Origin of the sequence: Phaeobacter sp. BS52 (assembly GCF_045040595.1) — a bacterium.
Taxonomy (GTDB): Bacteria; Pseudomonadota; Alphaproteobacteria; order Rhodobacterales; family Rhodobacteraceae; genus Phaeobacter; species Phaeobacter piscinae.
This window is the reverse complement of sequence record NZ_CP090662.1, coordinates 3,104,445-3,119,246: the sequence shown is the minus strand read 5'-3', so window position 1 is coordinate 3,119,246 and position 14,802 is coordinate 3,104,445. Positions and strand designations below refer to the sequence as shown.

The 14,802-nt window shown below is 59.6% G+C and carries 11 protein-coding genes and 2 pseudogenes; 7 read left to right on the top strand and 6 right to left on the bottom strand.

The features are described from left to right. Window positions 1-72 precede the first annotated feature (72 nt). Window positions 73-1,299, bottom strand: coding sequence for an FAD-dependent monooxygenase (locus tag L0Z65_RS15020; protein WP_405108875.1), 1,227 nt, complete (start codon window positions 1,297-1,299; stop codon window positions 73-75). Window positions 1,300-1,388: 89 nt separating this feature from the next. On the opposite strand from L0Z65_RS15020, the gene L0Z65_RS15015 reads away from it, so the two are divergent. The 4 genes and pseudogenes from L0Z65_RS15015 to L0Z65_RS15000 all read left to right on the top strand — a co-directional run bounded on the left by L0Z65_RS15015 (window position 1,389) and on the right by L0Z65_RS15000 (window position 7,933). Beyond that, window positions 1,389-2,717, top strand: coding sequence for an amidase (locus L0Z65_RS15015; RefSeq protein WP_405108872.1), 1,329 nt, complete (start codon window positions 1,389-1,391; stop codon window positions 2,715-2,717). Between the two features lie 108 nt (window positions 2,718-2,825). After that, window positions 2,826-4,004 carry an aminotransferase class I/II-fold pyridoxal phosphate-dependent enzyme gene (locus L0Z65_RS15010; protein WP_405108869.1) on the top strand — a complete coding sequence of 393 codons (1,179 nt, stop codon included), beginning with the start codon at window positions 2,826-2,828 and terminating at the stop codon, window positions 4,002-4,004. Window positions 4,005-4,117: 113 nt separating this feature from the next. Next, a pseudogene (locus L0Z65_RS15005) lies at window positions 4,118-7,281 on the top strand (DNA translocase FtsK 4TM domain-containing protein). Between the two features lie 64 nt (window positions 7,282-7,345). Then, window positions 7,346-7,933 carry a LolA family protein gene (locus tag L0Z65_RS15000; RefSeq protein WP_405108866.1) on the top strand — a complete coding sequence of 196 codons (588 nt, stop codon included), beginning with the start codon at window positions 7,346-7,348 and terminating at the stop codon, window positions 7,931-7,933. Window positions 7,934-8,002: 69 nt separating this feature from the next. Here L0Z65_RS15000 and L0Z65_RS14995 read toward each other — a convergent pair whose 3' ends face one another. The 3 genes and pseudogenes from L0Z65_RS14995 to L0Z65_RS14985 form a co-directional block, all read right to left on the bottom strand. Further along, window positions 8,003-8,590, bottom strand: a complete 588-nt coding sequence (locus L0Z65_RS14995) for a hypothetical protein (RefSeq protein ID WP_014881399.1) — start codon at window positions 8,588-8,590, stop codon at window positions 8,003-8,005. A 125-nt stretch (window positions 8,591-8,715) separates the two neighbouring features. After that, window positions 8,716-9,505, bottom strand: a pseudogene (locus L0Z65_RS14990) (exodeoxyribonuclease III). 280 nt (window positions 9,506-9,785) lie between these two features. Then, entirely contained in the window at window positions 9,786-10,472 is a 687-nt protein-coding gene (locus tag L0Z65_RS14985; RefSeq protein WP_024098715.1) for a response regulator transcription factor, read from the bottom strand. A gap of 195 nt (window positions 10,473-10,667) precedes the next feature. Here L0Z65_RS14985 and ribA point away from each other — a divergent pair, with 195 nt between their 5' ends. Both ribA and L0Z65_RS14975 read left to right on the top strand, forming a co-directional pair. Next, the gene (gene ribA, locus L0Z65_RS14980) at window positions 10,668-11,756 is read left to right on the top strand and encodes a GTP cyclohydrolase II (protein ID WP_405108863.1); all 1,089 of its coding nucleotides are present in this window, start codon (window positions 10,668-10,670) and stop codon (window positions 11,754-11,756) included. A gap of 35 nt (window positions 11,757-11,791) precedes the next feature. After that, on the top strand, window positions 11,792-12,283 hold the full coding sequence (locus L0Z65_RS14975) for a L,D-transpeptidase (protein ID WP_405108860.1): 492 nt from the start codon (window positions 11,792-11,794) through the stop codon (window positions 12,281-12,283). Between the two features lie 27 nt (window positions 12,284-12,310). Here the strand turns inward: L0Z65_RS14975 and L0Z65_RS14970 are convergent, their stop codons facing one another. Both L0Z65_RS14970 and L0Z65_RS14965 read right to left on the bottom strand, forming a co-directional pair. Next, complete coding sequence (locus L0Z65_RS14970; RefSeq protein WP_405108857.1) at window positions 12,311-12,967, bottom strand: YggS family pyridoxal phosphate-dependent enzyme; 657 nt, start codon at window positions 12,965-12,967, stop codon at window positions 12,311-12,313. Window positions 12,968-13,079: 112 nt separating this feature from the next. Then, complete coding sequence (locus L0Z65_RS14965; protein ID WP_014876230.1) at window positions 13,080-14,021, bottom strand: porin; 942 nt, start codon at window positions 14,019-14,021, stop codon at window positions 13,080-13,082. A 281-nt stretch (window positions 14,022-14,302) separates the two neighbouring features. Here L0Z65_RS14965 and L0Z65_RS14960 point away from each other — a divergent pair, with 281 nt between their 5' ends. Beyond that, window positions 14,303-14,791: a DUF3576 domain-containing protein gene (locus L0Z65_RS14960; RefSeq protein WP_040170090.1), complete on the top strand. Its 489-nt coding sequence runs from the start codon at window positions 14,303-14,305 to the stop codon at window positions 14,789-14,791. Window positions 14,792-14,802 lie beyond the last annotated feature (11 nt).

Genomic DNA, 14,802 nt, shown 5'->3' with positions numbered 1-14,802 from the left:
TCTTGCGGTGTGACGGAGACCGGGTTTGATCCACTCGGCCTTCGTCACATTGAAGAGTACCATATGCCAGGGTCAGATCGCCCGCCCCTGCAGCAGGCGGGGCAGATCGCCGGTCAACCCAGCGGCCTCTCGAATAAAGTTTTGCCGCAGCCCCGGGATCGCACCAACCACGCCCATACCGATGTCGCGCCCCAGACGGAGCAGCGGATTATCGCTGGAAAACAGCCTGTTGAACATATCCGTGGCGGCTGCGAGGCTGGCAGTATCGAAACGACGCCACTGCTGGTATCGCGCCAGCACCAAGGGTGAGGCGATATCCTCGCCACGGCGCTTCGCCTCAGTCAGCACCTCCGCCAGGGCGCCAACATCGCGAAGACCCGCATTCAGCCCCTGCCCGGCAATCGGATGGACCCCATGTGCGGCATCCCCGACCAGCGCCAGCCGCTCTGACACGAACGCATTCGCCAGTGTCAGGTTCAGCGGATAGGTGAACCGGTCCCCGGCCAGACTGATCTCGCCCAGAAAATCACCAAAGCGCGGACGCAGGGCCGCCAGATAATCCGCCTCTCCAAGCGCCTGAATGGACCGGGCCGTGCTACTGCGTTCACTCCACACGATTGAAGACCGGTTACCCGGTAGCGGCAGGATGGCCAGAGGGCCAGGCGGCATGAAGAACTGATGTGCGACCCCGTGGTGGGGCTTTTCATGTTCAATCGCACAGACTAACGCCGTCTGCCCGTAGTCCCATCCCGTCCGTTTGATACCGGCCCGTGCTGCGGTCCCGCTGCGTCGGCCATCCGCGCCAACAATCATGCCAGCGCGCAACGTGTCGCCAGACGCAAGCGTGACGGTCACACCGCTGGTGTCGACCTGCTGCGCGACCACTGTCTGCTCATCCACCAATGTGATCGCGGCGTTGTTTTCCATGGCGCTGCGCAAGGCCCGGCGCAGATAGCGATCCTCAATCATGTAGCCCATCGGACCATCTTCGATCTCGGCGTGGTCGAAATGCATGAAAAACGGCGACGGCCCCTGCCCAGCCCTGCCGTCGGTGACCTTGATATCCAGCATCGGCTGCGCCTTCTCTGCGACCTGCGACCAGACGCCGATCTGATCCACCAGCCGCTGCGAGGCCAGCGCCAGGGCATAACTGCGCCCGTCGAAGCCATCATCGTCGCGCAGGTCTCGGGGAAGCGCATCGATAAGGGTCACGCTGTGCCCGGCCTGTGCCAGCGCCAAAGCAAGAGCCGGTCCATTCAGGCCACCGCCCACAATCAGGATGTCAGATGTGTTTTTCATGCCCCGCAATATGCGCCTGCGATTGGGATTGTCCATGGGGCGCGGTGCCGCTACCGTCGCCCCATCCGGTGCAATTTGGAGAGGCGCATATGCAAGAGTGGCTGACGCAGACCGCGGCGAATTTGGGCCGTGGCATCGAGGCGGGCGATATCTGTCCGGTTGCCCTTACCAAAACCTATCTCGACGCGATCGACGAACATCCGCATCGTGACCGGATTTACACCGTCGTGACCCATGACCGCGCCCTCGCCGAAGCTGAAGCCGCCAAAGCGCGCGCAGCAAATGGACAGCGATTGTCGCTATTGGACGGTGTTCCGATCAGCTGGAAAGATCTGTTTGACAGCGCCAGCATAGCGACCGAATCCGGGTCTGATCTGCTGGCCAACCGCATACCTGATCGCGATGCGCTGGTACTGCGGTCTGCGACCGCGATGGGCGCTGTATGCCTTGGCAAGACGCATATGAGCGAGCTGGCGTTCTCCGGGCTTGGCCTCAACCCGGTGAAGGCGACACCGCCTTGCATTCATGACGACGCAGCCGCCCCTGGCGGGTCATCTTCCGGTGCGGCGACCTCTGTCGCCTTTGGGCTTGCGGCCTGTGGAATCGGCTCTGACACTGGGGGTTCGGTGCGTATTCCGGCGGCGTGGAACGATCTTGTGGGGTTAAAGACCACCTCTGGCCGGATCAGCCTGGAAGGGGTCGTCCCGCTCTGCCTCAAGTTTGATACGGTTGGCCCGCTGACCCGATCGGTTGAGGATGCAGCGCTCTATCTCGGCATGTTGGAGGGCAGCCATGGCTCCGATCTGAGAGGGGCAACGTTAGCGGGGAAGCGATTTGCCGATCTGTGGACTGTCGCGCAGCAGGATCTCGCGCCTGAGATCGCAAGCGCCTACAGCAAGGCCCTGGAGCAGTTGCGCGCCGCCGGGGCGGAGATCATTCCGCTAGAGGTGCCCGTGCTGGAAGAAGCCATGGCCCTAAGCGCAGTCCTGTTCACATCTGAAGCTTACGGTCTGTGGAAGGATGTGATTGAAGCAGCCCCAGATCTGATGTTCCCGGAGATCCTCGAACGCTTCCGCTCCGGTGCGGGCTTCAGCGGTCCGGATTATGTCGCAGCTTGGGCCAAGCTGGAACAATTCAGAATGGACTGGGATCTGGCCACCGCAGGCTTTGACGGGATCCTCTGCCCGACCTCCCCCATTCTGCCGCCGAATGTCGCACGGCTCCAAAGCGATCATGACTACTACATCCATTCGAACCTGATGGCGCTGCGCAATACCCGGATTGGGAACCTGATGGGTCTCTGCGCCCTGACGCTGCCAACAGGGGTGCCATCCTGTGGGCTGCAGATCCTCGGCCAGCCCGACTGCGAAGAGGCGCTTTTGCGGATTGGCGCTGCGGTGGAGCGAGCGTTGGCGTGAAAGCCACATTTCGCCAAGCCCGGTTTTGCGTGGCTGGACGCAGCGGGATCGGCTCTGTAGTTTGATCACAAACGGGGCACTAACGATCCCGGACCTGAGGCCAGATATATGAATTTTCCGGAGCGGTTTTCAAACCTGCCGCCATATGCGTTTCCGCGCCTGCGGGCGTTGCTTGACCATCACACGCCGGGCGGCGACGTGGTGCATATGACCATTGGCGAACCCAAACATGATTTCCCTGCCTGGGTTACCGATGTCATCGTCGAAAATGCCGCCGGGTTCCGAAGCTATCCGCCAAACGAAGGCAGCGCCGAGTTGCGCGGCAGCATCAGTGACTGGATCAAGCGCCGCTATGATGTGAGCGTTGATCCAATGACCCAGGTGATGGCGCTGAACGGCACCCGTGAGGGTCTCTACAACGCCGCAATGGCATTGTGCCCGGAGCAGAAAAACGGCGCAAAACCCGTGGTTTTGATCCCTAACCCGTTTTATCAAGTCTACATGGTTGCGGCGATCTCCGTCGCGGCTGAGCCTGTTTTTGTACCTGCCACGGCAGATACCGGCCATCTGCCCGACTATGCCAGCCTATCGCCGGACGTGTTGAACCGCACCGCCGTGGCCTACATCTGCTCCCCCGCGAACCCGCAGGGCGCTGTTGCCAGCCGGGCATATTGGACCCAGTTGATCCAGTTGGCGGAACAGTATGATTTTCGCATCTTTGCCGATGAATGTTATTCTGAGATCTACCGCGATACCGCGCCTGTCGGCGCACTGAGCCTGGCGCAGGAGCTGGGGGCTGATCCCGAACGCGTCGTTCTGTTCAACTCGCTCTCGAAACGCTCCAATCTTGCAGGTCTGCGTTCAGGACTGATTGCAGGCGGCCCGGATACGATGAAGCGCGTGCATCAACTGCGTGCCTATTCCGGCGCCCCTCTGCCCGCGCCATTGCAGGCCGCCGCGGCCCGCGTCTGGGCCGATGAGGCGCATGTTGCCGAGAACCGCGCACTCTATCAGGAGAAATACCGGATCGCGGATCGGGTCTTTGACGGGCTTGATGGCTATATGGCGCCAGAGGCGGGGTTTTTCCTCTGGCTACCAGTCGAAGACGGCGAGACAGCCGCGCTTAAACTATGGCAAGACACTGGTGTGCGGGTCCTGCCCGGCGCCTATCTGGCCCAAGGTGACGGCATCGCAAATCCCGGCAAAGGCTATATTCGTGTAGCGCTTGTTGCGCCCGCGAAACAGACAGAGGCCGCCCTGCACACGTTGCGCAGCTGCCTGTACTGACGACCCATTGCATGCGCCCCGTTCAGAGGGGGCGCCAAAATAAGAAAAGTCATGGGGACAAAACCCGCGCCAAAAGCGGGACACCCCGACGGACAAGATGAAACGAGGTAGGCATGGCATTTCAGACGCGCAGCCGTGATCCATTGCTGGACAGTACGATGCAGGCGGCCATTGAGAAACGCGGCAAGGAGCTGATTGGCGTCTTGCTGATCGGGCTGGGCCTGATGGTTGCCCTGATGATCGGCAGCTATTCCGCAGATGATCCCAACTGGATGGTGTCAACAGATGCCCCGGTCCAGAATATGCTGGGCCGCACCGGTGCCTCTGTCGCCTTCATTCTGATCACCCTTTTTGGCAAGGCCAGTTGGGCAATTGCCCTATTCCTGACCGTCTGGGGCGGACGCTGCGTGCTGCACCGGGGGGAGGATCGTTTTCTGTGGCCATTGCTGCTGTCGTTGCCCTGGCTCCTGCTGGTCTCCCTGCATCTGGAAACACTGGTCCCCTCGGAAGCGTGGAAATCAGCCCATACTTTTGGCCTGGGTGGTATGATCGGGTACACCTTCCTTGGCATGTTGCTGGCACTGCTGCCGGTCGGGTTGATCTTTCTCGTCAAATTCCTGTCGCTGCTGACGGCACTTGGCATGGTCAGCCTCGGTGCGACCGTGCTCGGCTTCACCCGACCCGAGGTGACGCGCGGCCTGCGGTTTGTGCTTGTTGGCCTCATCCTGATCTATGGTGCGATTGCGGGTCTACTTGGCCGGGGGGCCGCCAGTGGCATGCAGGCGGCGCTCAGCTATCGCAGCCGTCGCGCCGAACGCACAGCCGCCGCTGTCGCCATGGCCGATGTTGTCGACAGTGCTGAAACCGATCCGCAGATGTTTGAGCCGATGGACTTTGACGATGCCCCCATGGCCGCACCGCCGCTGGGTGCCCCGTCACTTGGGCCAGCTGCTGCGCCCCATGCTCGGGTAGAACCAGCCTTTGAGGCCGCGCAGGAAGACGCCGCCGAGCCGGTTAAGGAAAAGACCGGACTATTTGCCCGCGTGCCAAACCTTATCCGCCGGGCAGATCCCGTCATGCCAGAACCGGAGCTGGTTGAAGCAACCCTAAGCGATCTGGATGCCGCCGCAGATCTGGACGGTCTGCCCGGCGATGAACGGATCGCAGAGAAAATCGCCAGCGCGGTGCGTGTACGCCGAGCTGCCGATGTCGCTCCCGAAGTGGATTTCCCGCTAACCAAGGGCCGCGGACGCCTAGCCAGAACCGCTGATTTTCAATCCCAACCAGGCAAGCGACGGCCTACCGCCGGAGCCACCGTTGACCGGCGCATCCTTGGACGCCATGGGCGCGGCACTGGGGGCGACCCCGCCTTTGCCCCCTGCGCCCGAAACCAGCTTTTCCACCGATATCGATCCGCATCAGGATTACGATGACGGCGTCTATGATCATCCTGCTGTCGCCTCATCTGAGTTACAGCATGACGCCTCTCCGGAGTTCGTTGATCATGTCGCATCGGAAGATCTGCCACATGCGCCCGCCGTCACCTCAGGTGCTGCGCAGGTTCTGCGCCGCGCGCCGCAGTCAGTGCAAGCCGTCGCGAACACTCCGGCGACTGCTGCACCTGTGGCGCCGCCTGTAACGCTCCCCGTTGCGGAACCCCGTCGGGCCGTTGTGGAGCAACCGGTACGCAAACAGCCACAGCCATCGACCCGAGCCAAGGCGGAAGCGCAACCTCCCCTGGCGTTCGAGGACACCAGCAGTGACTTTGAACTGCCGCCCCTCTCTCTGCTGACCAGCCCCGCACAAATCGAACGTCATCATCTGAGCGATGAGGCGCTTGAGGAAAACGCCCGGATGCTGGAATCGGTGCTGGATGACTACGGAGTAAAGGGTGACATCGTTTCAGTACGCCCCGGTCCCGTTGTCACCATGTATGAACTGGAACCGGCACCCGGCCTGAAGGCAAGCCGGGTTATCGGCCTCGCGGATGATATCGCCCGGTCGATGTCGGCGCTCTCTGCGCGGGTTTCCACCGTGCCGGGTCGTACTGTGATCGGTATCGAACTGCCGAATGACAAACGCGAAAAGGTTGTTCTGCGTGAAATCCTCGCCTCGCGCGATTTCGGTGACGGCACCCATGCGCTACCGCTTGCGCTTGGCAAGGATATTGGCGGCGACAGCATGGTCGCCAACCTCGCCAAAATGCCCCACCTGCTGATCGCAGGGACCACCGGCTCGGGTAAATCCGTGGCGATCAACACCATGATCCTGTCGCTGCTATACAAGCTGACGCCAGAGGAATGCCGCCTGATCATGATCGATCCCAAGATGCTGGAACTTTCCGTATATGATGGAATCCCGCATCTGCTGTCACCGGTGGTGACCGATCCGAAGAAGGCCGTCGTCGCCCTCAAATGGGTCGTCGGCGAAATGGAAGATCGCTATCGCAAGATGTCGAAAATGGGCGTCCGCAATATCGCAGGCTTCAACGGCCGGGTAAAAGAGGCGCTCGACAAAGGCGAAATGTTCAGCCGCACGGTGCAGACCGGTTTTGACGATGACACCGGCGAACCGGTGTTCGAGACCGAAGAATTCGCCCCCGAAGCCCTGCCCTATATTGTCGTCATTGTCGACGAGATGGCCGACCTGATGATGGTTGCTGGCAAGGAAATCGAAGCCTGCATCCAACGTCTGGCCCAGATGGCGCGGGCCTCGGGCATTCACCTGATCATGGCCACGCAGCGGCCGTCGGTCGATGTGATCACCGGCACGATCAAGGCCAACTTCCCGACCCGGATTTCCTTCCAGGTGACCTCAAAAGTGGACAGCCGGACCATCCTCGGTGAGATGGGGGCCGAACAGCTTCTTGGGATGGGCGACATGCTCTATATGGTGCAGCGGCGCCAAGATCACCCGTTGCCACGGTCCCTTTGTGTCAGATGAAGAGGTGGAAGAGGTCGTCAATCACCTCAAGCAATTTGGCCCGCCTGAATATATCGGCAACGTGCTGGACGGTCCGGACGACGAGAAGGCGGACAACATCGACGCGGTTCTTGGGCTCTCAACCGGAGGCAACACCGATACCGAGGATGCCCTCTATGACACCGCAGTGCAGATTGTGATCAAGGATCGCAAATGCTCCACCTCCTATATCCAGCGCAAACTCGCCATCGGCTACAACAAGGCCGCACGTCTTGTTGAACAGATGGAGGAAGAGGGCCTCGTTTCCCCAGCAAACCACGTCGGTAAAAGGGAAATTCTGGTTCCTGAGCAATAAATTCAGGGCGGGGCCAATTGGTCCCGCCTCTTCACATTCGTCGCAGCGTCCTTATTTAGAAGCCATGAAACAAATCGCCTACGCCATAGCGCTGACGCTCTGTTCCCCGGCTGCATGGGCAGCCGAGAAGCTGAGCCTGAATGAAGTTTCGCAATACCTGAACGGGATTTCCACCGCCACGGCGCCCTTCAGCCAGATCAACGATGATGGCAGCCTGTCGACCGGGAAGCTGTATATGCACCGCCCTGGCCGAATGCGGTTCGAATATGACCCACCGAACAAGGGCGTTGTGGTCGCAGGTGCGGGCGCTGTGCTGATCCAGGACCCGAAGTCAAATCAGCCACCGGAAACCTATCCGCTGAAGCGCACACCGCTCTCTCTTATTCTTGCCCGGAACGTGAACCTCGGGCGTGCCAATATGGTCGTCGGCCACAGCTTTGACGGCACCTCGACCATCATCCGGGCGCAGGATCCCAAGAACCCTGAATACGGCAGCATCGAAATGATGTTTACCGGTGACCCGGTTGAACTGCGTAAATGGGTGATCCACGATGGCTCTGGTGGGCAGACCACAGTGATCCTGGGCGGGTTAAAGACTGGTGTGAAGCTGCCATCAAAGCTCTTCAACACCAGCTCGGCTCCCTCACGCTGATAAGCCACAGACAGAAAAAGCCCCCGCCCAATAATCTGAGCGGGGGCTTTCATTTCAGGGATAGGCCGATCAGCGTGCGCGTCGACAGGTGGCGAGTTGCGTTTGATACATCTCAGCCCGGGCCTGGACCTTTCCAGCGACGCGCAACAGCCAGGGTTTGGACCGGTAGGTGCCCCGCGCATAGCCAGTGTGGCCATCGTGATAAGCCAGATACTGGTTACGTGCATCATACAGCGACACGCCGTTCCGCTCCCGCGTCTGGTTCATGTACCAGCCCATAAAGTCGGTGGCGTCCTTGATGCGATTGCGTTTCGCACCACGCCGTCCAGCTGATCTGCGATAGTCGTCCCAAGTGCCGTCCAACGCCTGACTATAGCCATACGCGCTGGATTGCCGCCCCATTGGGATCACCCCAAGCGCAAACCGATGCGGTGTACGCGCGTCGGAACGGAACCGGCTCTCCTGGTGGATAACGGCCATCTGCACGTGCATCGGCACGCCCCAACGTTTCTCTGTGGCGCGGAACGCCTTCAGATACTCAGGCCGCTGCTTGATGATGCTACACGCATTGTCAAGATTGCGAGGCGGAGATCCACTGCCACCGCCGCAGGATGCCACGATCAACAATAGGATCATGGCGCCTATGATTCTGCTCATTGCCTCTGCCTCTTGTAAATCACTGGGCGTATTTTGGCGGCAGTGTAGCCAATCAGGCGCGGCGTGAAAATCACTATTCCGTGGTGCCGCCGATGAAGGCGGTCGGCGACACCGTCAGAAATATCTCAAAGGTCAAATGTTGCAAATACGGGTGCATGGTCGCTGGGCTTCTCCCAACCACGGGCAGCACGCATCACCCGGCTGGAATGGGCTGCGTTCTTGATATCCGGGGTCGCCCAGACATGATCCAGTCGGCGTCCCTTGTCCGCCGCATCCCAGTCCTTGGCGCGGTAGCTCCACCAACTGTAGAGCTGCCCGTCAGGAATATCGTTGCGCGTGACATCGGACCAGCCACCTGCGTCCATGACATCTGCGAAATGCTCCACCTCAATCGGAGTGTGGCTCACCACCTTCAACAGCTTCTTGTGGTCCCAGACATCATCCTCGCGCGGCGCAATATTGAGGTCACCAACCAGAATGGATTTCTCAGGCCGTTCGGCGTTGAACCAGTCGCGCATATCGGTCAGGTAATCGAGTTTCTGACCGAATTTCTCATTCACCGCGCGGTCCGGCACGTCGCCGCTAAGCAGGCACATAGAAATTGTGGATCGTGACCCCGTTTTCCAACCGCCCCGCGATGTGGCGTGCATGACCTAAGCCTGCAAAATCTTTGTCGCCAACATCCTCGATCGGCAGTCGGGACAGAATCGCCACACCGTTGTAACCCTTCTGCCCGCGCGCAACCATGTGGCCGTAGCCAAGCTCGGCAAACTGCTCCATCGGGATCTTGTCCACCGGGCTTTTGCATTCCTGCAAGCACAGCACATCCGGACCTTCCTCCGCCAACAGCTTGCAGACAATCGGCTCCCGCAGGCGAACCGAATTGATGTTCCAGGTGGCTAGGGTAAACGACATTGCGCGCCTCTTTCTGTCAGATCTGTGCTGTGGGCGGGATACTGCCCGCTCCGACGCGGTGATACCAGTGGCCAAATGCCTGTAAGAGGCCGCCCAATCGGCGCGCACGCCCTGCCAGCGCCAAACAGATAAAAAAAGGCCGGGCACAATGGCCCGGCAGTCCAACAGGGAGGAACATGTCATTACCCGGACATGCACGGGAACTCTCATCAGCGCCTAAGGCGCCTGTCTCAATCATCAGCATAGTCACGCGACTTGGCGATTCTATGGCGCTGACATGTCAGATTGCCAGTTTGTAGCCACCCGACTCAGTAACCAGTATACGTGCATTCGACGGATCTGGTTCAATTTTCTGGCGAAGACGATAAATATGGGTCTCAAGCGTGTGGGTCGTCACCCCTGCATTATAGCCCCAGACCTCGTGCAGTAGCACATCGCGCTGCACCACTCCCTCGTTAGAGCGGTAGAGAAATTTCAGGATATTGGTTTCCTTTTCCGTCAGACGGATCTTGCGCTCATCCTCGGTCAAAAGCAGCTTCATCGCAGGTTTGAACGTATAAGGGCCAAGCGCGAATACGGCATCTTCGGACTGCTCATGCTGCCGCAACTGGGCACGGATCCGCGCAAGCAGCACCGGAAATTTGAACGGTTTGGTGACATAGTCATTCGCGCCCGCATCCAAACCAAGAATGGTGTCTGCATCGCTGTCGTGGCCTGTCAGCATCAGGATCGGGGCCTTCACGCCCTGCTTGCGCATCAGACGGCAAAGCTCCCGCCCATCCGTATCCGGCAAGCCAACATCCAGAATGACCAGATCGTAAAGCGCCTCTTTCGCGCGCTCCATCGCGTTCTGACCGTTCTCAGCCTCAAAGACATCGAAGTCCTCGGTCATGACCAACTGTTCGCTCAAGGCTTCGCGCAGATCCTCGTCATCGTCGACGAGCAGTATTTTCTTCAGTTGGGCCATCACCTTGTCCTCCTGTGCTACTCCCAACACATGCGCAGTCCCTTCCCCGATCACAAGTTATGCTGCAAAGCCTTCACGCCGACGTGTCCATCAGGCGGGAATTGTTTCACTTTCGCATCGTTTGTGACTACTTAAAGGCGGGCCACCGCAATGGTGCAGCGCCCCAAGACGTCAACGACCTCACAGGATTCCCGCATGAGTCTGATGCCCACGATGATCGACCTTCTGGCCCGCGCGCGGGTAGATTTGCGGATGGGGCTGCCGGTGGTTCTGACAACCCCGGATCAGGCTATTCTGGCCCTCGCGGTGGAGCCTTTGGACACCAAACGTCTTGCCAGCTTGCGGGCGCTCGGTCCTATTGCACTGACGGTGACAGCCCGGCGCGCTGAAACACTGAAGGCTCGGGTCTACGATGGGGATATCGCCCGTATTGCCGTTCCATCATCCGCTGATCTTAGCTGGATTCAAGCAGTTTCAGATCCGGCCGATGACTTGCGTACACCGATGAAGGGGCCACTGCGAAGCGACAGGGACGGCGACGCGGAACTCCACCGTCTGGCCATTGCTTTGACGAAATCAGCCCGGCTCTTGCCCGCGGCGGTTATCTGCCCAGTGCAGCATCCAGCACAGTTCGCCCAAAGTCACGGATTAACAACACTGCCACTTGCCGCTGTTGCACCGCTGATGGTTGAAAGCTCGCCCCTCCACCCGGTGGCCGCCGCCCGCCTGCCGATTGCCGCCGCCGAGGCTGGCCGACTGCATATCTTCCGCCCCGAAGATGGCGCCGAGGAACATTACGCCATCGAGATCGGCAAACCTGACCGCAGCCAGCCAGTTCTGGCCCGGCTGCACTCGGCTTGTTTTACCGGCGATGTTCTAGGGTCGCTGAAATGCGACTGCGGTCCGCAGCTTCATGGGGCACTGGCGCAAATGGGTGCCGAGGGCCAAGGTGTTCTGCTTTACCTCAACCAAGAAGGGCGCGGGATAGGTCTGGCCAACAAGATGCGCGCCTATTCCTTGCAAGATCAGGGGTTTGACACTGTTGAGGCCAACCACAGACTGGGGTTCGAAGACGATGAACGGGATTTCCGACTGGGCTCTGCCATCCTCAAGGAGCTGGGGTTTTCATCGGTGCGACTGCTGACCAATAATCCGAATAAAATTTCCATGATGGAGAAAACCGGCATCACCGTTGCGGAACGGGTTCCGCTTAAGGTTGGTGAAACCGCATTCAACCGCGGGTATCTCGCAACCAAAGCCGCCAAGTCAGGTCACATGCTGTGAGATCCTCGATGGCGCGCGCTTTAGGGCCGATGGACATGGTGCTCACACGGAAGGGGCTGCGCTTTGCCGGGCGCATCCTGCCCTGCACAATTGGGCGCGGCGGGCTGACCCGCAACAAAGCGGAGGGCGACGGGGCGACCCCTATCGGCAGCCATGAGATCGTCGGAATGCTCTACCGACCTGACCGCATAACCCGACCGACAGACTGGGCGGAACCGATTGGGCCCGGTGATCTGTGGTCCGACGCTCCCGGTGCGGTTGACTACAACCACCACGTCCGCGCGCCATACGCCAGCAGCCACGAAGCTCTGAGGCGGGCCGACCCGCTGTATGATCTGATCCTAGTGACGGATTGGAACTGGCCAGATGCCGAACCGGGGCGCGGATCGGCAATTTTTCTGCACCAATGGCGCCGCCCCGGATATCCGACCGAGGGGTGTATCGCCTTCTCACGAAGAAACCTGCACTGGCTCGCCAAGCAGATTGCCCCCGGAACGCGCCTTATCGTGCCGCCGCTGGCACGTTGACACGGCTTCGGATTGGCATGCCAGCCCCTAGATCTCGTAGGCGCGGGCCCCAAAAATAGCGGATCCAACCCGAACATGAGTCGCGCCCAGGGCTATGGCCGTTTCGAAGTCACCGCTCATGCCCATCGACAGACCACTCAAACCGTTTCGGGCCGCAATTTTACCCAATAGGGAAAAATGCAGGCTCGGCTCTTCATCAGCGGGTGGAATGCACATCAGACCTTCCACGATGAGATCCATGTCCTGACACTCGCGGATAAACGCATCCGCCTCACGCGGCGGGATACCCGCCTTTTGTGGCTCTTCTCCGGTGTTTACCTGTACGAATAACTTGGGGCAGTGACCCAACTCCTGTGCCAGTCGGGCGAGAGTTTTTGCCAATTTCGGCCGGTCCACAGTGTGAATATTCTGAAACAGTTCCATCGCCTGCCGCGCCTTGTTCGTTTGCAGGGGACCGATAAGATGCAGATCCAGGTCTGAGTAGCGGGCCGAAAAATCCGGCCACTTTCCGGCAGCCTCCTGTACGCGATTCTCGCCAAAACAGCGATGCCCTTCGTTCAGGACGGCCTCAACCCGGTCATCGGGCTGAACTTTTGATACGGCAATCAACTTCACCGATCCTGTGGGGCGATTGGCTTTTTCTTCGGCGGAACGAATGCGGGTTTGAATGTCCTGAAGCGACATGGGGCAGTCTCACTGTGGTCATCTGTTGCCGCAGACAAACACGGTTTCTGCCCAAAAGAAAAGGGCGAGCTCGTAAGAGCCCGCCCCAAGAACCGTAGTGGTTCAGGTCAGCTTAGAAGCTGAACTGAGCACCGAAGTCGGCACGCATCTGGCCGTCGGCGTTGCCGGTTTTGCTTTCGCCGATACCGCCACGCAGGGAGACGCCGCCGCCCAGGTCGTGGATCACGCCCAGACCGATGTTGCGGGTGTCGCCGTCGCCGGAGCCGTCGCCGTAAGCGAAGGTCAGGGTGGTTGCGGAGCTTACGTCGTAAGCAGCGGAGATACCGTAGAAGGTGTCGGATTCGTTGACTGCTGCAACAGATTCGTCACCAACGATCAGGGTACCGGAGAATGCACCCCAGGAACCGCCGAGGGTCAGGACAGTCATGTCGAAGTCTGCAGCTGCACCGTTGTCGGTTTCACCATATGCCAGAGCGGCAGTGATGTTGCCAAAGGTGTAAGCAGCGTGGATGTCGAAACGGTCGCCGTCTGCGCCGTTTGCTGCCTGGTCGTAAGCAGCTGCAACAGCGAAGTCACCAACAGCGTAACGTGCGTATACGCCGTTTACGCCTGCGCCACCGGAGGAGTAACCGATGAAGTCATAGTCAGCACCGGAGTACTGGCCCATGAATGTTTCCAGGCCCGGCTCGTTGCCGTAGTAGTTGGGCAGGTTGTCGATTGCGCCAGCAACGTTGCCTACGTCAACACGCAGACCGCCGTACTCAACCGAGAAACGCGCGCCGTTCAGGCCAGCTGCGTTTGCTTCGCCGGAAGCGGCATCTTCGTCAGCCTGCATACGAACGCGAGCGGAGAATTTCACGCCTGCGTCGGTTTCAGCGGATGCGTCGATGTTCATACGGAAGCGGCTGACGATCACGGTGTCGGAAGTACCACCAACGGTGCGGTCTTCAACGTAACCAACACCAAAGCGGCCGTAGCCACCGAACGAAACGTCTGCTGCTGCAACACCAGCGGTGGCGACCAGCGCAGTCGAAGCGAAGAGAATCTTTTTCATGTTTTTCCCTCGGGTTTAAATGTCCAAGCTCAAACAGGCGCTGAGTGGCACAAGTCTGAGTACGCCCTCCGTTTCGCTCTTTTTGGGGTCGTTGCGCAAGCTTGGGCGCAGACCGCAAAACCTTTCGGCCCGAAGTTGATGCAACCATGTCACAGTATCTTAACCCCAGCGGCATCAACGGCTTCGCACAGAGAGAGTCTCATTAAAGAATAGGCTTGTTGCCGCCCTATCGCTTGGCTAGGACTAGTCCGCAACCGGAATAGCAACGGATCTTGCCCATCATGCGCTGGCTCACGAAACTTGGACTCATCTCGCTTCTGGCTGTCACAGCCAGCTGTGGCGCATTCGGCGGCAAGAACCGCGGCGGCCCGTCGACCTATAATGAGAATGTCATTGGCGGCAACCCACGAGACCCAGAGAACATTGAAGGCACAACAATCTGGGATGCCTTCAAACCGACAAAGGCGGAGCAGATCGTTCAGGTGAACCGTTACCTTTGGACGGCGACTTTGGATGTGCTGGATTTCCTGCCGTTGCAGACTGTTGAACCCTACACCGGGGTCATCGTCACCGGCTACGGCACGCCTCCGGGTGGCGGTCGCGCCTATCGTGCCACAGTGCATATCAAAGACCCGGCACTGGATGCTCGCTCGCTGAATGTCTCGCTGCAGACCCGCAACGGTCCCGTCAGCGCCAGCACGGCACGCGCGATTGAGGATGCGATTCTCTCACGGGCGCGGCAGCTTCGGATTGCTGATCGCAGGCTCTGACGCGACGCATC